The organism is Marinicella gelatinilytica (genome assembly GCF_026410405.1).
Classification (GTDB): domain Bacteria; phylum Pseudomonadota; class Gammaproteobacteria; order Xanthomonadales; family Marinicellaceae; genus Marinicella; species Marinicella gelatinilytica.
Genome location: NZ_JAPMLN010000001.1, coordinates 19,765 through 45,722, shown reverse-complemented (window position 1 = coordinate 45,722; position 25,958 = coordinate 19,765). Strand labels below are relative to the sequence as shown.

Here is a 25,958-nt window from a genome sequence, read left to right as displayed (position 1 = left end):
ATACCCGCAATTAATAGATAACTGAGGGTGAAATTAGATATATGTTGATACATATCAGGAAAGAGCCGAAGTAAAAATTCACTTCTCAATGAATCTGATTTTCTACCCTGAAATAAAACAGCCATAATCCCATAAAGCACAAAAAAACTTAATGAGGTGGATAGTTTAGGTGCAAATTTAAACTTAACTTTTCTCAAAAAACTACGATTTAGGTGGCGGCTGTTGACGGGTAAATGTCCAGTTCAAATCATCTGATAGATCTGTTTGATAGCGGTAATCATCAACCACCAATTTCTTAATGGCCTCAGGGTTATCAATGCGGTTAGTAATTATCGCTCGTGCCATGGCTCCGCGGGCAATTTTAGCGTAAATAGCGACCACCCTTGTCTTACCCTCTTTACTGTCTTTAAAGTTAATATTTATAATTGGTGCTTTGACCTTTTTGGGTTTTATGGCCTTAAAATATTCATTAGATGCTAAGTTAATCACAGTATCTTTTGTCGCCAATTCGTCATTTAAACATTCGGTTAAGGTATCGCCCCAAAACTGATATAAATTTTCATCACCGGCAACCGCTAATTTGGTTTTCATCTCCAAGCGATAAGGCAAAATTAAATCTAAAGGTTTTAAATATCCATATAAACCCGACAAAATTCTCAGGTGCTTTTGTGCAAACGATAAATCATCCGAATCCATTTCTTCTGCCTTTAAACCACTGTACACATCTCCCTGAAAAGCCAAAGCCGCTTGTTTGGCAGTGCCTAATTTAAACGGTGTTTTAAATTGCTGAAATCGTTCATGGTTTAATTCAGCCAATTTTTCGCTAATAGACATCAGTGACTGAATTTCTGACTGTTTCATGGTTTTAAGTTTTGCCATAAGTTTTTCACTGGCCGACAGCAATTGGGGTTGGCTAAACTCATCAACTTGAGATGGTTCAAAATTTTGACCTTTTGAAGGTGATAATAAAATAATCATGTTTTCTTGAGTGCTTGAAAAAGTGTTTCAGTTAAATGCGTCAGTTGTTGTTCAGTAATGATATAAGGTGGCATCATATAAAGCAAATTTTTAAAAGGCCTGAGCCACACGCCATTATTGACCAAATAATCGTGAATAGCGGACCAATCAGGTGTTTCTTTTAGCTCCACCACACCGATGCCGCCCAATACCCGGACGGACTGAACATTATCCAAGGTTTTGCAAGGTGATAATTGTGTCGTTAATTGTTGTTGAATGCGTTTAATATTGGCTTGCCAATCTTGGCTTAACAGCAGTTCAATCGAAGCCAAGGATACTGCACAAGCCAATGGATTTGCCATAAAAGTGGGTCCGTGCATAAATGGTTCTTTTATTCCATGGGCAATTTTTGAACCAGTTAATACCGCGGATAAGGTCATATAACCACCGGTTAAGGCTTTACCCAAAACCAAAATATCAGGAACAACATCCCCATGTTGATAAGCAAATAGTTCTCCGGTACGACCAAAACCGGTGGCAACCTCATCAAAAATCAATAACACATTATATTCATCACATAATTCACGTGCGGCTTTTAAGTAATGAGGGTGATAGATATTCATACCACCGGCACCTTGTACCACCGGCTCAAAAATGACAGCAATAATGTCTTGATGATGGGCAGCCAATTGCTGTTCAAGCTCATCCATATAATGTGGCTGCCAAGGTTCATAAAAACCGCATTGCGGTGATTCGATGAAAATATGCTTGTTTAATAAACGCTTAAATTTATGATGCATCCCGGTTACCGGATCACACACTGCCATAGCACCAAAAGTATCACCATGGTAGCCTTTTTTGAAACTTAAAAAACGTTTTTTTTGCGCTAAGCCATTCTCAAAACAAAACTGAGCGGCCATTTTCATGGCAACCTCAACACCCACTGAACCGGAATCAGCAAAAAAAACGTGTTGCAAAGGTTCGGCGGTTATATTAACCAGTTTTTTTGCCAAAGATATGGCAGGTTGATGGGTCAAACCACCAAACATGACATGGGCCATTTTATCTAGTTGTAATTTCAGAGATTCATTCAATCGTGGTTGATTGTAACCATGAATGCAAGACCACCAAGAGGCCATACCGTCGATCAATTGTCGACCGTCCGCTAATTTGAGATAAACCCCCTCCGCTGAAACCACCGGCAAAGGTTTTGATTGTGCAGGCATTTGGCTGTAAGGGTGCCATATATGGTGATAATCGAAATCTACGTCCATGCATTAATCCAAAACTGTTTTAATTAAATCTGCCGAAAAGCCACGACGATATAAAAAACCCTGTCTTTTGGCTTTCTCTTTTAAATCATGGCATGGCTGAGAACGGTACTTTTTTGCATAAACCTGCTTGATAACATCATTAAAATCAATTTCAGTGGTGGCTTGTGAGGACTGAATTAAAGCATCGTCAATGCCTTTTTGCTGAAGCTCGTAAGCAATTTTATTGGGACCAAAGCCCTTACCGGCGCGTTGCCGCCAATAAACTTCAGCAAATCGCGAATCACTGAGTAAATTTTGTTGCCGTAAATCAAGCAACAGGTCTGTCACAATCTGTTCAGGTATTTCTTTACGCAATAACTTCTGGCGCAACTCAAAGACACTGTGTTCACGCATGGCCAAAGAAGCCAAAGCCGATGCCTTGGCCTTGGCATTTAGATCATCTGCTTTTTGAGGCATTACTCTTGTTCTTGTGGTTGCTCTTGCTCTTGTTCCGCTAACTGAGCCTTAATATCCTCTGGGCTAGGTAATAAGATTTTACGAATTTTAGCTTCTAATTCAATTGCTTGTTCAGGGTTATCTCTAAAATATTGTTTGGCATTTTCTTTACCTTGGCCTATTCTGGTTTCCCCATAACTATACCAGGCACCGGCTTTAGAAACCAAATCATGTTCCACGCCAAAATCAATCAGTTCACCCAATAACGATATACCCTGCCCATACAGAATTTCAAATTGAGCTTGTTTAAACGGTGGTGCTAATTTGTTTTTAACCACTTTAACCCGGGTATCATTACCAATCACCTCATCACCCTTTTTGATGGCACCAATGCGACGGATATCCAAACGCACGGAGGAATAAAACTTAAGTGCATTACCACCGGTTGTGGTTTCAGGACTACCAAACATCACACCAATTTTCATGCGAATTTGGTTAATAAAAATCACCATACAATTGGTGCGTTTAATATTTCCGGTTAATTTACGCAAGGCCTGTGACATTAATCGTGCTTGTAGACCCATGTGTGAGTCCCCCATTTCACCTTCAATTTCAGCTTTTGGTGTTAAGGCTGCCACTGAGTCTATAACCACCAGATCCACAGCCCCTGAGCGCACCAACATATCACAAATTTCCAAAGATTCTTCGCCGGTATCAGGTTGTGACACCAGCAAATCATCAATATTGACACCTAATTTTGCGGCATAACTTGGGTCTAAGGCATGTTCAGCATCAATAAAAGCGGCGGTGCCCCCTTTTTTCTGGCACTCTGCCACAGCATGCAATGTTAGGGTTGTTTTACCACTGGATTCAGGGCCATATATTTCGACCACTCGGCCACGTGGCAAACCACCAATACCCAATGCCACATCCAGCCCCAGTGAACCAGTGGAGTAAACATCCGTGGTTAACGCCAGATTGTCACCCATACGCATCACCGAACCTTTTCCAAATTGCTTATCTATCTGCCCTAACGCAGCTGCCAAGGCTTTCTTTTTGTTGTCATCCATTGTTTGCTCCTTACAAATTTGTACAGTAAATTTAATGATCTATTATCGCAGTTATTGATGGAGAAAAAAATCGCATATACCATAAAAAGATGTCTATTTTTTCTCACCCATGTAGTATTTTATCGATACCAGTCGCAAAAAGTGAGACTGTGCATAATGCTTTGAATGTATGCGCGTCATAAGCGCCATTAAAACATAAAATCCGACAAAATATTGGCCAATAAAGTTACTTTCTTGCTTTGATCAACACGAGCTCTCCCTTTTAATTTGATAGAATAAGCCGCTTCTTTGAAATGAATAAAACCGCCTAATGACACAACAACATACACCAATGATGCAACAATTCTTTAAGATTAAAGCGGATTATCAGGATATGTTGTTGTTTTATAGAATGGGTGATTTTTACGAGCTGTTTTTTGATGATGCTAAAAAGGCAGCTCAATTATTGGACATCACCCTCACCCAGCGAGGTCAATCCGGCGGCAAACCAATACCGATGGCCGGTATTCCATACCATGCGGCCGACAATTATCTGGCAAAACTCGTTAAAAAAGGCTTATCAGTGGCGATTTGTGAACAAATGGAAGCTGCGGGCGAATCAAAAGGCCCTGTTAAGCGTGAAGTGGTGCGCATTATTACACCGGGAACCATCACTGAAGAAGCATTACTGGATGCCAGAAATGATAATCTTTTGGTGGCCATACACAGTGATAAAAAGCGGCTGGCTTTAGCTTACTTGTCCATGAGCAGCGGTGACTTCTTGGTTCAACGCATTGATGACATCAGCACTTTACTGGCTCAATTAAGTCGCTTAAACCCCAGTGAATTATTAATCAGTGAAGGCAGTCATGTCATGACGCATCTGGATGAGTACAACATTCAGCAAAGACCGCCGTGGGATTTTGACTGTGAAAGCGCACTCAACAGACTTACAAACTTATTTAAAGTGCATGATTTGGGAGGTTTTGACATTGAATCTGATGATATTGTACTACCAGCTGCCGGCGCCTTATTGCAGTATATAGAACATACGCAAAAAGTTGATTTAAGCCATTTAAAACCACCTCTGGTTGAGCAACTTCATCACTATTTACACATTGATGCACAATCCCGTAAAAATTTAGAAATTGATTACCATGCAGATAATAAAGACGAATTAACACTGTGTGGATTTATGGATCACTGCAGCACCGCCATGGGTTCTCGAAAATTACGGGCTCAATTAAAACAACCTTTGCGTGATAACCACACATTAAATAAACGCTTAGATTTGATTGAAGCTTTTATTAATTCAGCCAGCTACGAAAACTGTCAAACACATTTAAAAACCATGGGCGATATGCAACGCATGGTGTCTCGCATTAGTTTAAAAACAGCCCGACCACGGGATATCACCGGTTTGAAAGTGGCATTAATCGCCTGCAAAGACCTCAAGGATCAATTATTAGCCAGTGATAACGCAGTTTTATCACATCTTGGGACAGCTTTACTGAGCCATGATGCCATTGTGCAGTATATAGATAAAGCCATAAAAGATAATCCCCCGGTTCTTATTCGTGACGGTGGTGTCATTGCTGATGGTTTTGACCCCCAACTTGATGAATTACGTACCATCAGTACCGACGCAGGCCAATATTTATTAGATTTTGAATTGCAAGCACAACAAGAAACCGGCATTAATAGCCTCAAAGTCGGCTATAACCGAGTCCATGGTTATTATATTGAAGTTACAAAACAACACAGTGACAAAGTACCGGAACATTACATCAGACGACAAACACTGAAGGCAGCGGAGCGGTATACCACACCGGAGCTTAAAGAATTCGAACAAAAGGTCCTGAGCAGTAAAGAAAAATCTCTGGCTTATGAAAAACAATTATATGAAGAATTACTTGATTATTTTTCACCTTTTATCAGTGACTTGCAAAAAACCTCTGAATTAGTTTGTGATATTGATATTGCTTGTAATTTAGCCGCCCATGCGGTGCTTCACAACTACGCCCGACCAACCTTAATTCAAGACCTTAAAATTGAAATCATTCAAGGCCGTCATCCAGTGGTGGAGCACCATTTAACCACACCTTTCGAAGCCAATGATCTGGCCATGAATGCACAACGACGTATGCACATTATTACCGGCCCCAACATGGGCGGTAAATCCACCTATATGCGACAGTCGGCATTGATTGTGCTGTTAGCGAAAGCCGGTTCATTTGTGCCTGCACAAAAAGCCATAATCGGTGATATTGATCGTATTTTCACACGGATTGGTGCCGGCGATGATTTAAGTCGCGGGCGTTCAACCTTTATGGTGGAAATGAGTGAAACCGCAACCATCTTGCACCATGCAGGCGAACACTCTTTGGTTTTAATGGATGAAATTGGTCGAGGTACCAGTACCTATGACGGTTTGTCGTTGGCTTATGCTTGCGCTAATCATTTGGCCAAAGATAATCGCGCCATGTGCTTATTCGCCACTCATTATTTTGAGCTTACTGAACTTGCCAACGAGTTACCAAGCGTTATAAATGTCCATTTAACTGCCGTGGAACATAAAAATCGCATTGTCTTTTTGCATAAGGTTAAGAATGGCGCTGCCAGTCAAAGTTACGGTATTCAAGTGGCCGCTTTAGCAGGATTGCCTGAAAAAACCTTACAACAGGCGAAATCTTACTTAAAACAATTAGAACAATCAGAATTAAGCCATCAATCCAAACAAATGAGCTTATTTAGCCATGAAATACCGCCGGCAAAACAAGAGTCACCGGAATTTATTGAATATTTAAACCAACTTAATCCCGATGAACTCTCACCTAAACAAGCTTTAGACGCTCTCTATCACTTACTTGAATTAATGAATGATCAGAACTAAAGTTTAAATTCAATTCGATAGCTTCTGCTTAAATTTTGTGTAATACCACTATTTTTGGGTGGTTCAAACTGCCATTGTTGTAACGAATCCTTAGCCGGCTCAACAAAAACACGGCCACGGGATGAATAATTTTCTTCCTCAAGATTAATCACCTCACCATCGGCATTAATGGTCACCAATATATCAACCCAACCTTCTAACCGTTTTCTGGCGGCAGCCATGGGATAATCTAATGGGACTTGGTTTAAGATACGCCACTGATAGTCATCGGCTGCTATAGATGAAGCACTATCCGCTGTTAACTCTTCACTCACCGAAACCTCAGGTTGTGTTGATACCGCCTGTTCAATGGGTGGCGGTACAAAATCAATGCGATAGACTTTGCTGACCAACTCATTGACACCCTGTTCTTGAGGCGCCTGAAAAATCCAATTACGAATTGACCTTTCCGCCGAATCCACATAAATCGCAGCACCATTTGAATTAGCAACCGCTTCGGCATTTACCACATCACCCTGCGGGTTTAAAGTTACTTCAACATCAACCCAACCGGACACTTGATTTCTGATTCCTCTTGTTGGGAATTCCACATCGGCTTGTTCCAGAACAAGCCATTCATAAGTTACTGGCTCTGGTTCCGGCTCAACCACAGGTTCCTCAACCACAACCGGCAACTCTTCTATAGGTTGTTGTTCAATCGCCGGCTGCTCCTCCGGTTCAGCAATCACCTCTGGACTTTCTTCAGAAGTCGCGGAATCATCTACCTCGGAAGATATGCTTATTTCAGGCCGTTGCAAACCCAATTCAGAGCGGTCAATGGTAAGTTCATCTTTAAACTCATTACTTAAACCCGGTCTTCCAATGGGATCTGCCTTTTGCCTTTCAGGCAAGCCTGAAGACCAACTTGGCCGTCGGGTTTGTTCCTCTGGTTGGTCTTTTTGATCATCATCATTTTGTGCTGCTGCCCAACCACTAAAAAACAACATAAAAATCATCACCACTTTCAACATAACCATTCTCATACAACAGGTTTTTAAAATATCAAGCCATTTCAAATTTAGCTGATATACTTATTTATATTCTACAAACTGTGACGGCCTTTGCAATCTTTTTAATTGCCAATGCATGAATAATTATAATTTAATGATTTAAACGAGAAAAGGACTCAACAAAGTGCCACAAATCGGCACCGTAATGATGTTATTCTGGTACTTTAGTTTAGACTCACTACTTGACTTAGTGCCAATCAGGCTTTTGCTTCTCTAAAAAGGCTTTAAGACCTTTTTGACCCTCATCAGAAACGCGCACTGCTGCAATCACCTGAGTGGTGTATTCGTCAATTTTTTTCTGTTGTGCAACAGTGCGGCCGACCACCGACATAACTAATTTTTTACTGATTTCCTTGGCATTGGGACCGGTGCTCGTCAAGGCTTTGATTATTTCCTGGGTTTTTTCGTCCAAATCATCACCGTCAACCAATTCAGAAATGATACCTAATTTGTGGGCTTGTTCAGCATCAAAAACCTCGGCTGTTTGTAAATAACGTCTGGCTTTTCGCATACCAATGGCATCAATCACATATGGTGAAATCACCGCAGCCACTAAACCTAATTTAGCTTCTGTAAGACCGAATTTAGCGTTATTTTCGGCAATGGCAATATCGCAGCAACAAATTAAACCGACACCGCCACCAAAAGCCAAACCGTTGACTTTAGCCACAGTGGTTTTACTGCAGAAATTAATGGTGCGCAGTAATTCAGCTAACTTATGGGAATCTTGTTTGTTTTCTTCCTGAGTGGCATTAACCATGCCTTTCATCCAATTAATGTCTGCACCTGCGGAGAATGATTTACCGGCCGCTTGTAACAGAATAACCCGCACAGTTTTATCGGCATGTAACTGACGAAAACATTGGGTGAGCTCGGCAATCATCTCCGCATTAAAGGCATTATGAACCTCAGGACGGTTCATGGTCACAGTCGCCAAGCCTGTTTTATCAACAGATAATGTGAGGGTTTTAAATGATTGCATAGTTACTCCTGATAATTGAATTGAATTGAATTAATTTGCAAAGATTTTGTAAGAATCGTAATCGAGTTAAAAAGGCTAAAATGCCAATAAATTTGTCAATAGAACCACTATTAACTACATTCTCACCTTGATAGGTGGCATTTTATCACTTTATCAACCGATCCAGATTTACTCAAAGGTCTCTTACATTCTAAAAATACCATAACGGGTATCTTCTACCGGGGCATTTAAGCTGGTCTCAAGGGCTAATGCCAGTACTGTGCGGGTATCGGCAGGATCAATAACGCCATCATCCCACAACCGAGCTGTTGCGTAATAGGGGTTTCCTTGATCTTCATATTGTTGCTTTATGGTTTGGGTAAATTCTGATTTATCATCACCTGGCCATTGTTTACCGACTTTGTCATAAGCGTCTTGTTTTATGGTGGCTAATACTGAAGCGGCTTGCTCACCGCCCATGACCGATATTCGGGCGTTGGGCCACATCCACATAAAACGTCCACCATAAGCGCGGCCATTCATGGCGTAATTTCCGGCTCCGAAAGACCCCCCTATCACGACGGTAAATTTAGGTACGGCTGCACAAGCCACCGCAGTGACCATTTTAGCACCGGCCTTGGCGATACCTTCATTTTCGTATTTTTTTCCCACCATAAAACCACTGATGTTTTGTAAAAATACCAAAGGTATATTGCGTTGATTACACAATTCAACAAAATGAGCACCTTTCAATGCAGATTCCGAAAATAAGATACCATTATTGGCTACAATACCTACAGGATAGCCATTGATATGAGCAAAACCACACACCAGCGTGGTTCCATATTTAGCTTTAAACGCCTGAAATTCAGAACCATCCACTAAACGTGCAATAATTTCATGAACATCGTAAGGTGTGCGGGTACTTTGCGGAATAATGCCATATAACTCATGTGCCGGATAAAGAGGCTTACGAGGTTCTTGTTGCTTTAACCAATCTTGTTTCGGTCTGTTTAAAAAGTTTAAGACGTTACGCGCCATTTGCAAGGCATGTTCATCATTTTCAGCAAAGTGGTCGGTAACGCCGGACACACTGGAGTGTACTTCAGCACCACCTAAGGACTCGGCATCCACTTCTTCACCAGTGGCGGCTTTTACCAAAGGCGGACCACCCAAGAAAATGGTACCCTGCTCTTTAACAATGATGGCCTCATCACACATCGCCGGCACATAAGCACCACCGGCCGTGCAGGAACCCATGACCACAGCTATTTGTGGTATGTTTTTTGCGGATAATTGTGCTTGATTATAAAAAATTCGACCAAAATGTTCTTTATCGGGAAACACCTCGTCCTGCAAAGGTAAGAAAGCCCCACCTGAATCCACCAAGTAAACGCATGGCAAATGATTTTCTAACGCAATTTCTTGTGCACGCAAGTGTTTTTTAACAGTCATTGGAAAATAAGTACCACCTTTTACGGTGGCATCATTAGCCACAATCATCACTTGTTGACCATGAACCTGACCAATACCTGCCACCATACCAGCAGCCGGCGCTGCATTGTCGTACATATTATGTGCCGCCAGTGCCGCCACTTCTAAAAATGGACTACCGGGATCGAGTAATAAATTAATGCGGTCACGCACCAAAAGTTTATCGCGGTCTTGGTGCTTTTTTCGAGATTTCTCCGAACCACCTTGGGCTGTTTTAGCCAATTGTGTTTTTAAATCATCCACCAAGGAAGTCATAAAAGCATTATTTTCTAAGAACGCACCACTTAAAGCATCGATTTGACTGTCAATTACTTTCATTCACACATCTCAACAGCTATGGCTGTGGCTTCTCCACCGCCGATACATAATGAAGCGATACCACGTTTTAAGCCGCGGTTTATTAAAGCATGTAATAAAGTCACCAAAATTCGGTTTCCTGAAGCACCGATTGGATGTCCTAAGGCGGTGGCTCCACCATTAACATTGACTTTATCGTGGGGAATATTAAGTTCCTCCATGGCGGCCATAGTCACTACGGCAAAGGCTTCATTTATCTCAAATAAATCAACATCTTCTACGGACCAGTTAATCTTTTTCAAAAGATTATCTATGGCACCTACAGGTGCTGTCGTAAACCATTCCGGCGCTTGCGCAAACTGAGTATGACCAACAATCTTGGCCATCGGTTTCAGTTGGTTCTGTTGGATATATTCACCACTGGCCAGCAAGGTCATGGATGCGCCATCAGAAATTTTTGAGGCATTGGCGGCTGTTACTGTGCCACCTTCTGGCTTAAATGCCGGTCGTAATTGACTGATTTTTGATAAATTGATACCACCTGGTTCCTCGTCAGTATCAACCACCACAGTATCACGACGTTGTTTAACAGTCACAGGTACAATTTCAGCTTTAAAAGCGCCACTTTCAATGGCCTTGACAGCTCGTTTAACAGACTCAGTGGAAAATTCATCTTGTGCTTCACGACTATAGTTGTACTTATCAGCGCAAGATTCTGCAAAGTGGCCCATCATATTGCCATCATAGGGATTTTGTAAACCATCAAAAAACATATGATCGAGCATTTGTGCATGTCCCATTCGGTAGCCGCTGCGTGCTTTTGGCAACAAATAAGGTGCCATTGACATGGATTCAATGCCCCCGGATAACACCACCTGTGCAGAACCTGCTTTAACAGTGTCGTAACCCATCATCACGGTTTTCATACCAGAACCGCACACTTTATTAACTGTTGTACAACGCACACTCATGGGCATCTCAGCACCTAACACAGCCTGTCTGGCTGGTGCTTGACCAACACCTGCAGGTAACACACAACCAATTAAGGCCTCTTCAACATCAGCGGTGTTGATACCTGATTCAGACATTAATGCCCGAATAACAGCGGCACCTAATTGTGGTGAAGGCGTTGTTCCTAGACTGCCTTGAAATGAACCAATTGGGGTTCTTTTGGCATGGACGATATAGACATCTTGGGGATTTATTTCAGTCATCTGTTTTCTCAATTAAGTTTAGCTTGTCGATAGAGTTCTCGACCAATCAGCATTAAACGAATTTCATTGGTACCGGCGCCAATGTCATATAATTTGGCATCACGTAATAAACGACCGGTTGGGTATTCATTAATATAACCATTTCCACCCAGTGCCTGAATCGCTTCTAATGCCACATCAACAGCGCGGGTTGATGCAAAATATAAACAGGCTGCGGGATCTAAACGGGACTCAATACCCGCATCATAATCACGGGCAATACCGTAAGCAAAATACTTGGCGGCTTGATACTGGCTGTACATTTGACCAATTTTAGCTTGCATTAAACCAAACGAACCCAAATCACGACCAAACTGTTTGCGGTCACTGACATAAGGAACCGTCACGTCTAATGCCGCCCGCATAATGCCTAATGGTCCACCGGATAACACCAGGCGCTCAGTGTTTAAACCTGACATTAAAATTCTAACCGCTTGATTGGCTTCACCTAAAATTTGTGATTCATGAATGCGACAATCTTCAAACACCAGCTCACAGGTATTGGAACCACGCATACCGAGTTTGTCGAGTTTTTGAGCAGTGGAAAAACCGGGCATACCTTTTTCCACTAAAAAAGCCGTCATACACTTAGAGCCGGCTTCTTCTCCGGCGGTACGCATATAGACAATGAGCACATCGGCTTCAGGACCATTAGTAATCCACATTTTAGTGCCGTTTGCGACCCAGTATTCACCGTCTTTAACTGCTCGACAACTCATGGAGCCCACCACATCTGATCCGGCACCCGGCTCACTCATGGCCAAAGCCCCCACATATTCACCGGAACATAATTTCGGCAAGTACTTTTCTCGTTGTTCTTCAGTGGCGTGCTTATAAAGGTTATTAATGCACAAATTTGAATGCGCCCCATACGATAAACCCACGGAAGCAGAGCCGGTAGAAATTTCTTCCATAATCAGCAAATGAGCCAAATAACCCAAATCAGAACCACCGTATTCACCTGGAACCGTTACACCCAACAAACCCAAATCACCCATTTTCTGCCATAAATCGGCAGGAAATAAATTATCTCGGTCTATTTGCTCAGCTCGCGGTGTAATTTCTTCCTGAGTGAACTTACGGACGGTGTCTCGCAATAACTCAAGCTCTTCACTGACGGCTACATCAAAATCCATTACTGGTTCCCGTTTTTAGTACGACCTGAAAACTGCACATGATTCTGACTCATAAAAGGTAGTTTTACCCGACCCATTTTCTCAATGCGCTCCTCAGCCATGCGATCAGCTGCTTTCCATGAAGGAATACCATCACGCTCAGCAATATCAAAAATTCGCTTAATGTTGTAATAAATGTTACGGGTCATGCGTAATGCACGCTCACGGTTATAACCTTCCAATTCTATCGACACATTCATTAAACCACCGGCATTAACCGCATAATCAGGGGCATAAACAATGCCTTTTGATTCTAATTCATCGCCGTGGTGATTTTCTTCTAATTGATTGTTAGCACTACCACAAACTATATCAAAATTAAGGCGATTAATGGTATCGTCATTAATTGTACCGCCCAAAGCACAGGGCGAATAAACATTTGCTTGAACATCATAAATATCGTCCAAACCAACCGCTTCACAATTCAACTCATCAACACAAAATTGAACGGCTTCTTTATCAATATCCGTCACAAAAACTTTAGCACCATCTTTATGTAACAGTTTAACCAACTCCAAACCCACGTGACCAACGCCTTGAACGGCAAAACTATAATCGCCCACATTTTGATTACCATAACGTTTTTCTAAGCTGGCTTTAATGCCTTGGTAGGTTCCATAGGCTGTGAATGGTGATGGATCACCGCTACCACCATGAACCTGATGAACTCCCACCACATTTTTGGTTTCTTGAAAAACATATTCCATGTCGTTAACGTCTATACCCACATCTTCAGCAGTGATATAACGACCACCTAAGGAATTGATAAAACGTCCAAAAGCACGGAACAATTCTTCTGATTTATCCTTCTTTGGATCTCCGATGATAATGGCTTTACCGCCACCCAAATTTAATCCGGAGACCGAAGCTTTGTACGTCATTCCTCTGGATAAACGCAGTACATCTTTGACCGCTTCTTGTTCAGTTTTGTAAGGCCACATACGTAAGCCACCTAAAGCCGGGCCTAAAACGGTGTTGTGAATGGCAATAATGGCTTTTAAACCAACATCCTTGTTATGACAAAAAACAACTTGTTCGTGTTCAGTTTTATCAATGGTTTCAAAAATATTCATACTATTTCCTCATGACCCAAGCCTTATTAGGGCTTGCGCTTGATTATGTGAAAGATTTTTTATAAAAAATCATCGGGTGTCCCCCAGAAGATTGACCATCGGGTCACTTATGGGCCTTTTGAATAAGTCTGTTTATATTCGGGTTAACGCTCCTCAGAGCGTGCGCCATTATACAGTAATCATGTTTTTATTGCATCCACAGCGCATTCGTTCAGACAGACTTAGGATAAGAGCCCAGTACTTTAACATGTTGGGTAAAACGCTGTATTTCTTTCAATGTTTTGACAATCGGCTCATCGTCAACATGACCTTCCATATCTATAAAGAACACATAATCCCACCGCCCTCTTTTTGAGGGTCTTGACTCTATGCGAGTCATACTGACGCCCTGCTCATTCATCGGTCTTAAAATATGATATAACAATCCGGGTTCATCTTTAGCTGCAATCATTAAGGAGGTCTTATCGTCACCACTGGCAGCCAATAATTGTCGACCAATGATTAAAAACCGAGTGGCATTATCGGCCTGGTCTTCAATTTCCTGATGCAATATATACAAACCATAAATTGCCGCAGTGGCTTGTCCGGCAATGGCTGCGGCGTATTCACTATAAGCGGCTCGACGTGCCGCTTCTGCATTGCTTGATACCGCAACCGTCTCAATATCCGGTGCGTTGGCTTTCAGCCAAGCGCGACACTGGGCTAAGGATTGTCGATGAGAGAAAATAACCTTAACCTGGCTAAGCTTTTCCTGCTTGCTCATCAGATAATGATGTATCGGCAAATCAATTTCACCACAAATTTTTAAAGGCGAGGATAAAAACATATCCAAAGTGCTGTTAACAGCCCCTTCCGTGGAGTTTTCCACCGGCACCACCCCAAAATCAGCCACTCCGGCTTCCACTTCCGAAAAAACCTGATCAATACTGGCTTCAGGCATGGCTTGTACTGAATGACCAAAATAGCGGTAGGTGGCCATTTCTGAAAAAGTGCCTTCCGGTCCTAAAAAAGCAATGTTGAGGGGTTTTTGCTGAGCCAAACAGGCTGACATGATTTCACGAAAAAGTCGCACCAAAACCTCATCTGATAAAGGCCCTTTATTTCGGGCTTTGACCGCTCTTAACACCTGTGATTCTCTTTCCGGTCGGTAATAAATGGCATTCTTATCACTACGTTTACTGGCCGCCACCTGATTGGCAATTCCGGCACGTTGTGCTATTAACGACTGAATTTGTGCATCTATGCCATCAATTTGTTCTCGTAAAATATTCAGATCGGGCAGTTGTTGGTCATTCATAGCGTTATACAACGGCAAAACCAACATTTTACACGTTACATTTGTAAAAGCTTCATTGAATACATAAAAAAAGCCGAAAGTTTATCGTTATAACAATCGGCTTTATAACTCAAATGCTTAAAATTAAGTTTAAGGCTGTTCCTCAAAACCATCATCAAAGATAAGATCATTAAGATGTGTTCTAAAAACCATAATGGCATTGTCTATCGCTGCCGCCACTAATATCCATTGATTGTCCGCACTTAAATCCATACCAATGGGTCCGGCTAAGTCTGTCACATCTTTGATATTATCTTGTTCAATATCCGCAAAAATTAAATGCCCATCAATCACATCACGGTTAAATGAAACCATGCTGGAATCGTCAAATCCAAGGGCATAAATTCGACTGTTATCACCATTACCCATAATGGCAGTCGGCGCATCTAATCCAATAAAATCAGCATCAACCTGAGTCACTGCATCGGCATAGCTTAACTGCCCTGAAGCACTCACTGTAAAACGGGCCACAGTATTATCTGCACGACCCACGACATAAACATTTTCATTATCATTGGTGGCCCACAAGGCAGCTGCACCACCTAAATTTTGAACACCATTGACACCAGATTTAAAACTCTCTTTAAAATTTAGAGAGCCGTCAGTACCATCACGTTCAAAAACAACCAGCGCTGAAGAATAGTCAGCAGCAACATATACAGCAGAACCATCCGCTGCAACTTTAATATCTATTGGTCGATCCATAAAAACAACCGGTGGTCCAACATCACTTGGATCATTAACCGAATTGGTCTCATGTTCAACGTAGCTTAGTTGACCATCCAGCGCGTCAACCGCAAACACAGCCACAGAATCAGATAAACTTCCAACAGCATATAAGTGAGCACCACCAGGACTCAATGCCATGGCATAAACTTCTCCTAATCCCATATCATCTGGACTGCCATTTTCAATTACTTGTAGCAAACTAAGCTGACCCGTTTGCGTATCCCGACTGAAGACATTAATGGCGTGATCGCCACTGGCTGCAACATACAACGTTGTGCCGTCAGCGGCCATTTTTACGTCTCTAATTTTGTTTAATAAAGCCGATTCAAAACCAACTAATTGGTTATTAATGACCTGTTTTAAAGGCAGACGACCGTTATCAAAGCCCAAATGAACAATATGACCACCCTGGAACAAAGTACCCACATAAACATCATGAGCATTAGGTGCGAAAACCACATCTGTGGGACTGGTTAATGCCGGTACATCTTGATTATTAACACCTCGATCTTGATCCGGTTTGGTTTGTTCGTCTCGATTGGCATCCATAATAAAAGCCGTCATCGGGTTATTGACTAAAGTGGCGTTTACTGGTTCACTTAACACCAGACGAAATACCTCAATCCCTTCATCATCATTATCTGCCAAAACATCGATATTAATAAATGCTTCTTGATCACCTGCCGGAATGGTCAGCATCCCTGAAACGGGTATAAAATCACTACCAGGAGTCGCTGAAACGGCTTGGGTCATGTAATTGACGGTGACATTTTGTTCATAAGCACGTGATAATTTAACATTAAACGACTGCGTTATCATCCCACTTTCAGGTTCAAAGATGACTTGATCAAACCCCCTCAACTGAGGCTGACCATCATCATCAAGAATGGTCGCTATGGCTCTATCAAATTGAGTCATGGCATTTTGCGAGTTATTAATAAACACTTCAAAAGTTTCACTGGGTTCAATTATTGAGTCACCACAAATTGGAACTGAAACAAAAGTGGTTGTAGCACCAATGGCAAACTCAACAGTTCCATTTGAATGGATAAAGTCTACATCAAAGTCACACGCTTCACCACCCTGCGCCGCATTTGCAACTGTTTGTTCTAAGGTTGTCCAATCAACTGTTACCAACTCAGTTGATGCTTTTGATAAAGTCAGGGTTAGCATAACATCCGTTTGACCGGAATCCCCTTCCTTGATTTGACCGTCCATGATGTTAACCACCGACTGGTCACCGGCTAAATTACTTGGATCAATGTCCAAACGTTCTGCAACACCATATTCACCTATTATTATTTCAGCCACTTTTTTACCATTGATAAAAATAGTCGCAGGGTCGCCTGGACGCGCCTTACCATAACTGCGCGGATCCAAACTATCCATCGGCACACGTAGCGCATATAACCCGTTCAAAGCATCTACGGTACCCATGGAATATTTTGTAACTGTCAACAGTTGGTTTTCTAAATACAATGAAATCTCAGATTCCACTGCCAAAGGACCACCAAACCATGTGGCAGTTCCATAAAGCACATAATCAGGCTGAGACAGTTTGGCCTCAATTTTTTCTACACTGAAAGATATTAAACATACAAACAGCGCGATTTTTATCATTAATTGCTTATTCATAATTAATTTCCTGAGTATGAGTAGGTTGTAAAGAACAGGTGAATGTCACTGACCCCATTGCCATCGCGATCACCCCCGCTACCCTGAATTAAATTACCCTCGATAAAAGTATCTAATCCTTCATTGGGGTCGTTAAGGAAACTGGCGCCGGGAATAATCATCATCCACTTACGGTTCCATACAGAGCGGCCTATTAAACGCGAACTGGAAATAATTTCACCACCATCAAAAGGTTCACTGAAATGGTGCGCTCGGTATTGTGAAAAGCGGCGAATATCAGTACTATTACCAATTTGGTTATCAATAATGGGTAACCAATCAAAGGCATCTAAATCCCCAGAGCCCAAAGGCAATGGTACCGGAATTTTTTGATCCACAATTTGCCACTCTCGCATACTAAAATCGTTGGCCGATGGTGATCTAAGAATATCTGCACCCACTGGGAATAGATACATGCGAGGGGTATTCGATAAAGACAGTCCGGTATAATCTTCAAACCAAGTCCCCACTCCGCGCACACGGGTACTGAACTGACTGGCATCATAGGCACTGTCACCGGGACCTAATTTATTGCCAAAAAAGTTCAGTCCAAATAAGACGTTACTATCAAAAGTAATAACAATACCAGGCTGCGGACCGGCACTTTCCGGCGCAAAAGGACGGGCAAAGCGTCTGAATTCAGGTAAATCCCATAAATTATCGACCCGATGATCGGCCAATATTTGTCGCCAGGTTTCATCACTGCTATCATCTTTGGGCACTCGGAATAACTCATAACGTAACGAGAAACGATTGGTTTCAATTTGTGGATTATTGAAGCCCATTTGACCTTTTAAGACATCAAAATTAAGCTTCATACGGGCCATTGGATCAGATAACCCTTTAGATCCCACAAGTGGTTCGCGACGAACTATTTGTCCGATACTCCGTTCACGGATGATATCGGTTAAAAAGCCCTGCCCTGACTGGGCATCAGAACCCAATAGATTGGTGTCATAATCATAGGCCTTGGCTGCCATATAGACATATCGCGCAGCATTATCAAAAGCCGCCCGGTATTTCTGTAAGGCATCGTTACGGAAAATTCGAAATGCCATATCTTCATAACGATACTCTTGAACTTCTGCCGCCCCTTTTCTACGGAATGAGACCAATTGCTCAAAGACCTCGAGACCATCACTCAGAGCCGTATTGTACTGACCAATCAACTGTTTCGCGGCCTCAGCACGGGCATATATTTCAGCACGCAAAGCAGGCTCTTGTCGTAATAAAGCTGAAATTTCACCTGAGGCATCATATAAGTCCAAAGCCGTTTCATTGAGTATTACCTCTGTTTCAGCGGCATTGCCAACCAATTCAGCGGCGTAGTCAGTCATACTGGCCACTTGCTCTAGACCGTCAGCCACTTTATCAATGGCAAACGCTGTGGCATCACCACCGAAATTAATGGAACATACGGCACCGGATGCAACGTCACCACCGGCAGCTAAACCGGCTATCATGTTCCTGGGTATACATTCCGCCGTATTCTCGAATGAAGTATCGATGACTTCCGCCGCAAAGTGACCAACAGCAGCAATTTTTTCCAAAGTAAAGGTTGTTGCCTGTAAACCTTTAATTGTTGCAGACGCCTGGTTTTGAATATCAATATTACTTTCGCTGATATTGAATGTCGCTTCTAATCCATCGATACTATCTTGGATATCTTGACGTAATATATCGTAATCAATTAAAGCTTGTCTGACGGCTACACGAGCCATCACCATTTCTTGCTGAATTTCTTGCAAACGACCAACTGCACGACGAGATGTGGTCCATTCAGGTGGTTTTGCAAATGCAAAACCCAAATCAGCTGATTCAACTGTTCGATATTTCACATCAAGGGAATCATCTACATTTAACTCACCCAAGGCACAACCTTTACCCAATGGATTATTAGCGCATTGAGGACTACGCGCAGGTGGCGCATTGATGGGTGCCGGTCCCATATCGAAAAAGTTAATTCCTCCGGCAACCGGACTAAAGGATCCGGTGAATTCTTTCACCACACCGACTTTATTGTTGTTTGGATCATACCCGACACAATCACCGTTAGCGTTACTTTCAGTACAACTAAAGTCAAACTCCGTACCGGCTAAAGCAGGTGCATCAATGTACATATAATGATACATATCAGGACCACTGTAACCAGCGGGATAAGTGCCGCCGGGGCCGATATCATCTTCATATGGCATACCAAAGATTTCAATTAATTGGTTATTAAAATCATTTTCAGTGGCTCTGGAATCACGGGCAATTTCTTCGACGCCGTCTTGATTTTGACGCATTAAGTTGGTGATTTGGTTGGCGAAGTCCCAGACATCCACCAAGCTATCTATGGCCTCGATGGCACGCGCATAAACTTGCTCAAAATGGGTTTCACCATTACTAACGGCATCAGGATCAATATCAAAAGGCACCACGCCGGAGGCCAAGCCCAATGGATTCAGACCTCGATCAGCCTTATCAATTTGTGCCTGAATATTGTTATAACTGGCAATGATTTCATTGAGATCCAATATATTAGAGCGTTTAATAACCTCTATTCCTTGATGATCAGGATTATTATCTTCATCAGGAATAATGGCGTTCGCAGTCACCCAATCAAAATAAGCACCACTACCCGACCGTCTGGCCCAACCACTAACACCCCAAGCACGATCAACATCACTGTCAACGTAACCTTGGTATTGACCCGCCGGATCTTCCACATAGGCATAACGATAAGTTAATTGTACAATTTCAGAACCGGTGCGCGCCTTGGCGGCCGCTGTTTCTACAAATTGCCGTTCATCAAGAAAGTCCACTTGATTGGGTACCCCTGCAATGGTAATTGCTTCGGTGGTGGTACCCCAGGAATAAAATGGGTGTCTTAACAAATTGTAGTAAACATCCATGGCGGTCAAATAATGTCCCCAAGCATCACCATGACCTTGTGGGAATTGAATCCGAGCATCATATTCATCCAATATCCCTGAATCATCCTGATCTGAAATATTGTAACTCAAAGCATAAGCCACCTCACCGTCTCCGGTTGTGAAATTCCAGTACAGTCTGTTATAGACCGGATTAGCTGACACCGGTCCTTGTGAATCATCACGGCCACGTAACAGCACCAATTCTTCACTGAGTAAAGAATCCAGTTGGTTCTGGAAATTAAATAAAGTGCTGGCAATGGTCATGGTACCACCATCACTGGATATACCAATCATGGGGTCTTGGGCATCTGCATAGGCCTCATTACCTAATAAGGTATAAAAATCCACCAAACGTGAAGCCACCTGTAAAATGGCCTTATTGGCCGGCGGATAATTAACCGGAGGCGTGGCATCAACACTCAAATCCATGGCACGATTCATGACCGTGGTATAAGCCTCGATTAATCCTATGTTGTTCAGGTTATTTGGATCGTTATTCATGGCAATATCACCTTCGTAACGTTCACCGAGCTGAATCAGCATACTGGCATAATTATTGGTTGCCGCTTGTGCGAAATTTTGCACCCGTGCTTCAAATGGATTTAACCGATTTAAAACCCGCTTAACCCAACCTTCGGCCAATTGCGCTCGCTCATTTAACGGCGTGCCACCCGGTTGACCAGCCCATAAACTCCAATCAGACGTGTTATTACACGCCGGCAGACCACGATACCTGGCCACATACCAGTTATCAGATAAAGTTTGAATATTGGCACCGGAAATGGTGATTTCATTAGCACCCATGGCATTGGGCACAGAATATTTAATCCATCCATTCAGTTGACCGCTTTCAGGGTTTGGCAAGGGTTGCGGAGGTGTGCCGTCCTCATCCGGATGGAAAAACCATTCAAACTCAAGAGAATCAGGATTGCCACCAAAATCGCCACTGTGACGCAAGACGATTTGCTCATCAAATATATTTTCAGGTGCAATAACATTTAATTGACCCTGGTAGGTTTTTATTAAGTCCGGTGTTACCGGTGGTTCTGGATAAACCAAACAGTCAACGCGAATAACATTCAAACTAACCGGTAAAGGATTCAAACCCGGATCATTGTTAAAGGCCACCGTCATAAAACCACTACCCTGAGAATTTCCGGCGGTTAAAGCACCGGCCACACCCACCGCTTGATAAGGTTCAAGGACAAAATCGTTATTACTGTCTTGGAAACCAATCAAAACATCGTCCGGACTAACCGGGCGACTGGCCTGACAAATACGCTGGCCATCTTGAATGATTGAGGATGTACAAATTTCTACTATACCATTAGAATTACGTGAATACCGGAATAAAGCTTCCACAGCTTGGTCCCAACTACAACCAACAGTCGCACAATTGCCGTTAAATGAGGATTCTTCGCTGCCATCACCACCATTAAGTTTCTTTAACACAAGCCGATCATTCTTTGACAACACATTAGGCACCAAAAGTGGTTCTCCGGCACCGGTTTCATTAAACAAACCCACCAAGGTTAATCGCTGATTAAGCGGATCAAACGACAACCGCTTTTTGACAGAAGCCGGCAGTTTGATGGTGCCGTCAGCAGAGCCTAAAATGGCTTTTTTGCCATCAGTTTGCTGTTCACTGGCAATCTCAGTAGGAATGGCTGCCAAACGAACAAAACGTGGCGACAATGGATCAATCATTTGCGCCAGGGTATCGGTCGGTAAAGGATCGCTTTGCTGGCTATAAAAGTCATCATAAACCACTTCAACGGCAGCTTGGTTTTTAATATCAGGCAACCCGCGCTTCGGTGTCAATAGTGTTTCACCAATAACCAATTGGGGAACGTCAGATGGCCAGGTAATGTTATAACTGACTTCAATGGGGGATGTTGGATTAGCAGAACCGCCCTCAGCCGTTGACAATCTCGCCAACCAGGGCACGCAAGTACCATCTAAATCAGGGGTTCCATCATTATTAACATCATCTTGAATGTCATTATTATCCAGATCATAGAAATAACCAGGCTGTAAGGGATAATAGTACATTAAAGCACCACTGCCCGCAGATTTAGCCCACATCTGGTTTTTATAATCTTGGAAAAATGGGGGTGGCGGTTGTTCACCGAAAGCCTGTCCTACTGCACGACTTTCGCCACAACTTGGCAACAACTTAACCGGATAAGGTGGTGCCACTGTGGTGGCCGCAGTTCCTGTATAATTAAACTGATTAAAGCCGGCTCCCGTTGCCAATACCTCATATACCCGAAAACGCCATTCTTGGCTAACTTCATCATAGTATTTGACCATAACATAGGGGTCTGAAGCGGCATTTTCATCGCCCACCAACTGACTGCCGAAATCCGATCGTAATGCAAAAATAGCTTCATGACCACTACCGGTGTTTGACGGCGCAAACAATGCGTGTTCATCATTGGGGTTATAACCCGGTAAATTCGGATCATCTTGTATATAAAGCCTGACCGATGGAAACAATTGAGAATCTAATGGTAATTGCCCCAATACTTCGCCACCTTGTTCACTGGCGATAATAATCTTATCAGGGTCAAAGGGCCATTGCGGATTATACCGAACCGGCTTATCAGGCCAATATACACCTCGATAATTATTATGATACCAGGCAACAACCAAAGATCGGCCAACATCTTGTGGTCTTGATGAAGCAACTCGGTTAACCGGAATAATGTTCCCGGTTCTTGCCGCACGACTATAAGCAGCACTGGTGCCCACACCATCATAGAAAGCCAACTCATTAACGACATAACCGCTGCGACCGATTTCATTGTGATATGAATCGGTGACTTTGGTGCCGATGGTGGCGGCCTTATTATCTTCAAACTTAGGTGTCGCACTAAATGGTAATGTTCTGACAACCTCAACACTGACAGAATATTGACTGGGATCAGGCGTAGGTCCATTAAAATAAGTTAAGGTGGAAAATCCCGAGGTAACATTATTAAACACACGATTATTAATTTGTGCAGCCCCGCCGGCATAAGCCAATTCAAAAAATAACGAATCGCCAGAGGCCGGTTCAATTTCTACCGGAGCACCGGATACATGAACTTGATAACAGTTTGAGATAACACTGTCACTACAAGACTCATTGGGCCAGTTAGCACCACCAATGGTAATCACACGATTTTCATTTTGTGCCACGCTACTGACTCGCCAATGCACTTCTATTTCAGTGAAAGGTTGTAGCGGAATTAATCTGCCTTTGGGTTGCCCGGGTATCGGCTGAGCCCAATAAAATAATTTTTCTGTTAAGGCATCGATTTTGACACCGTCCCTATAAAAATCAGGTAATAATGTGGCGCTTTCAAGGTAGGCATTGGCAGGTGCTGTTAACGGCACGCCTACCGGCCAGGATTCCACCTGAAAAGGTCTGCCATCTAAGCCCCAACTGGTGACAAACATATCGGTCTTGCCTTGGCCGTTAAAGCGCATGACCTCACCAAACAATATACTGGATTTAAAATTACCCGTAATGTATAGCGCTGATAAACCATCGGTACTGATGTCTATACCTTGCTCCTGTTCAATTTCTCCAATAATCGCCGGGTAGGAATCACTGGCATCAAATCTATCACCGCCGGTAGCCCAGCACTGGACACCATTGGTTTGGTATGAAACCAAAAATACATCATCTGTATTGTCATGACTAACCAGTGTTTCGGGGCCTGTGGTCTGACTATTGCCTAAACACTGGTTATCAACAGGATTAAATTCCAGCGTACCTTTAAATGTACCTATTTGGTAAATACGTCCTTCACTATCTAATGTTAATCCACCAGCTTGAGACTCACTGTCATTTTGGGCATGCGCCACCCATTCGCAATTGAAAGCGGGTGTCATAGACATGTTTAAACTGGCCACAAAAGCACCACGCTTAATCTGCGACTGGAACCCACAATAATTCAGATTGCTTTGTTTATTAGTGGCTGACAAAATCAAACGACTGGTGGCATCATTGTAGGCCACATCATTAATTTCAATACCTAATGGTAAATTAGTGGCTGGGCCAACCTGTGGCGTACTCAATGTCGAACTCACCTGAAAGGCAATATTTTGTTGATAGCTGCCCACAACCTTCAAATTATCAATATGCCAGTAATCATAACAATCCAGAGACCCCCCCGTGTATTTAAAAACCACGCGAAAACCATTGTGTGCAGCATCTGCTGGCAACACATATGACAACGATTCGATAGATCTTGGAGGACCGCCTTCAAAGACATCTAGTTGTTTACGTACACCTGAGCTGTTGAGGTAATAAATTTCAAGATTTTCGCCACCATCAGGATCTTCACTGCCCTCATAAGCATCTCTGCCCTCCCATAAATCAAATGACACTTCAATATGATCAAGCCCACTCGTGTTGAGAACAGGTGCCTGAGAATTAATCTCATTAGCGCCGGCAAATTCTAACTTAGGACTGTGATTACCTGGTAACTTATGAGGCCAGACACCATGTTTGCAACTACCGACTACATCGCTGTTCCAACCTGATGGAATTGTATTTTGCGCTGTTGATGAAAAATTCTCAAAATAGTCAACTTGGGTTTGATTGGTTTTAGCAAAGGCATAAACCCGACCATTACTGGCGACTTCCATATGATTTAATTTTTCAGCATAAGTTGAATTATTACCCCGGTTTCTCACCCACTGCCAGTCACCATCCTGCTCTAATCTGGCAATAAATAAATCTGAGTGCAAATTGGTATTAGGCGTATAGCTTAATGGTGATCCCGCTGCATTTCCAAAGGTGGCATGAGTTTTATAGTAACCACCAATAATTACAGATCCTTCAACCGGCGGAATGACAGCATTATCACCTGCGATCAGATCAACGTCCGTAACCACTAACTCGCGCCCTGAAGTTCCGACATTCTTAGTCCATTTAAATTCACCATCGGCATTAATTTTACTGACAAATCCATTTTGATTAGTAGATGTTGATAAATCATCAACCCCAAAAAAAGCCACGCCATAATAAGAACCAACGATGTAAATATTATCAGCCTCATCAACAGCTAAAGCTGTGGGCGTGTCCTGCGAAGAGCCTCCAGCCTTAATGGCCCACTCAATATCACCATTTGATTTAACTTTAAGTAAATAAATGTCTTTTAGACCCGCGCTATTTAGTTCAAAGTCACCAAAATAAGCAGTGCCCTCGAACTGACCCAAAACATAGGTATTCCCAGATGCAGATGTCTCAATGGCAACCGCATTATCATATCCAGCGCCACCACCACCATTCGGCCAGGCAGCTTGAGAAACAGGTGTTAACAACAGCATAAGTAGAGCGCAAAGACTGAACACTGATTTTTTCATAAGCTTTTTTTGATTAAACATTGTTATCAC

Annotated in this window: 14 protein-coding genes; 1 reads left to right on the top strand and 13 read right to left on the bottom strand. The window is 42.6% G+C overall.

The window, feature by feature from the left end; translation table 11 throughout:
* Positions 1-201: 201 nt before the first annotated feature.
* From yaaA to recA, 4 genes are read right to left on the bottom strand one after another with little or no spacing between them, the layout of a single operon-like run.
* The gene (gene yaaA / locus OS173_RS00100; protein ID WP_267182231.1) at positions 202-978 is read right to left on the bottom strand and encodes a peroxide stress protein YaaA; all 777 of its coding nucleotides are present in this window, start codon (positions 976-978) and stop codon (positions 202-204) included.
* Positions 975-2,231, bottom strand: a complete 1,257-nt coding sequence (gene bioA, locus OS173_RS00095) for an adenosylmethionine--8-amino-7-oxononanoate transaminase (protein WP_267182230.1) — start codon at positions 2,229-2,231, stop codon at positions 975-977. Before bioA ends, yaaA begins: the two co-directional genes overlap by 4 nt.
* A gap of 3 nt (positions 2,232-2,234) precedes the next feature.
* Complete coding sequence (locus OS173_RS00090) at positions 2,235-2,687, bottom strand: regulatory protein RecX (protein WP_267182229.1); 453 nt, start codon at positions 2,685-2,687, stop codon at positions 2,235-2,237.
* On the bottom strand, positions 2,687-3,736 hold the full coding sequence (gene recA, locus OS173_RS00085; RefSeq protein WP_267182228.1) for a recombinase RecA: 1,050 nt from the start codon (positions 3,734-3,736) through the stop codon (positions 2,687-2,689). Before recA ends, OS173_RS00090 begins: the two co-directional genes overlap by 1 nt.
* 310 nt (positions 3,737-4,046) lie before the next feature.
* Between recA and mutS the strand changes: the two genes are divergently transcribed.
* Positions 4,047-6,608, top strand: a complete 2,562-nt coding sequence (mutS, locus tag OS173_RS00080; protein WP_267182227.1) for a DNA mismatch repair protein MutS — start codon at positions 4,047-4,049, stop codon at positions 6,606-6,608.
* On the opposite strand, the gene OS173_RS00075 is transcribed toward mutS, so the two are convergent.
* The 9 genes from OS173_RS00075 to OS173_RS00035 all read right to left on the bottom strand — a co-directional run bounded on the left by OS173_RS00075 (position 6,605) and on the right by OS173_RS00035 (position 25,949).
* Complete coding sequence (locus OS173_RS00075) at positions 6,605-7,630, bottom strand: energy transducer TonB (RefSeq protein WP_267182226.1); 1,026 nt, start codon at positions 7,628-7,630, stop codon at positions 6,605-6,607. The two genes, mutS and OS173_RS00075, sit on opposite strands and share 4 nt — an antisense overlap.
* 214 nt (positions 7,631-7,844) lie before the next feature.
* Positions 7,845-8,639, bottom strand: coding sequence for an enoyl-CoA hydratase/isomerase family protein (locus tag OS173_RS00070; RefSeq protein ID WP_267182225.1), 795 nt, complete (start codon positions 8,637-8,639; stop codon positions 7,845-7,847).
* A 183-nt stretch (positions 8,640-8,822) separates the two neighbouring features.
* Positions 8,823-10,430 carry a carboxyl transferase domain-containing protein gene (locus tag OS173_RS00065; RefSeq protein WP_267182224.1) on the bottom strand — a complete coding sequence of 536 codons (1,608 nt, stop codon included), beginning with the start codon at positions 10,428-10,430 and terminating at the stop codon, positions 8,823-8,825.
* On the bottom strand, positions 10,427-11,623 hold the full coding sequence (locus OS173_RS00060) for a thiolase family protein (protein ID WP_267182223.1): 1,197 nt from the start codon (positions 11,621-11,623) through the stop codon (positions 10,427-10,429). Before OS173_RS00060 ends, OS173_RS00065 begins: the two co-directional genes overlap by 4 nt.
* Positions 11,624-11,631: 8 nt before the next feature.
* Entirely contained in the window at positions 11,632-12,798 is a 1,167-nt protein-coding gene (locus tag OS173_RS00055; RefSeq protein WP_267182222.1) for an acyl-CoA dehydrogenase family protein, read from the bottom strand.
* A complete protein-coding gene (locus tag OS173_RS00050; RefSeq protein ID WP_267182221.1) occupies positions 12,798-13,910 on the bottom strand; it encodes a Glu/Leu/Phe/Val dehydrogenase dimerization domain-containing protein in 1,113 nt (370 codons plus the stop codon). The genes OS173_RS00055 and OS173_RS00050 overlap by 1 nt, the downstream gene beginning before the upstream one ends.
* Before the next feature lie 211 nt (positions 13,911-14,121).
* Complete coding sequence (gene pheA, locus OS173_RS00045; RefSeq protein ID WP_267182220.1) at positions 14,122-15,207, bottom strand: prephenate dehydratase; 1,086 nt, start codon at positions 15,205-15,207, stop codon at positions 14,122-14,124.
* A gap of 129 nt (positions 15,208-15,336) precedes the next feature.
* Positions 15,337-17,610 carry a Calx-beta domain-containing protein gene (locus OS173_RS00040; protein WP_267182219.1) on the bottom strand — a complete coding sequence of 758 codons (2,274 nt, stop codon included), beginning with the start codon at positions 17,608-17,610 and terminating at the stop codon, positions 15,337-15,339.
* 2 nt (positions 17,611-17,612) lie between these two features.
* Entirely contained in the window at positions 17,613-25,949 is an 8,337-nt protein-coding gene (locus OS173_RS00035; RefSeq protein WP_267182218.1) for a hypothetical protein, read from the bottom strand.
* Positions 25,950-25,958 lie beyond the last annotated feature (9 nt).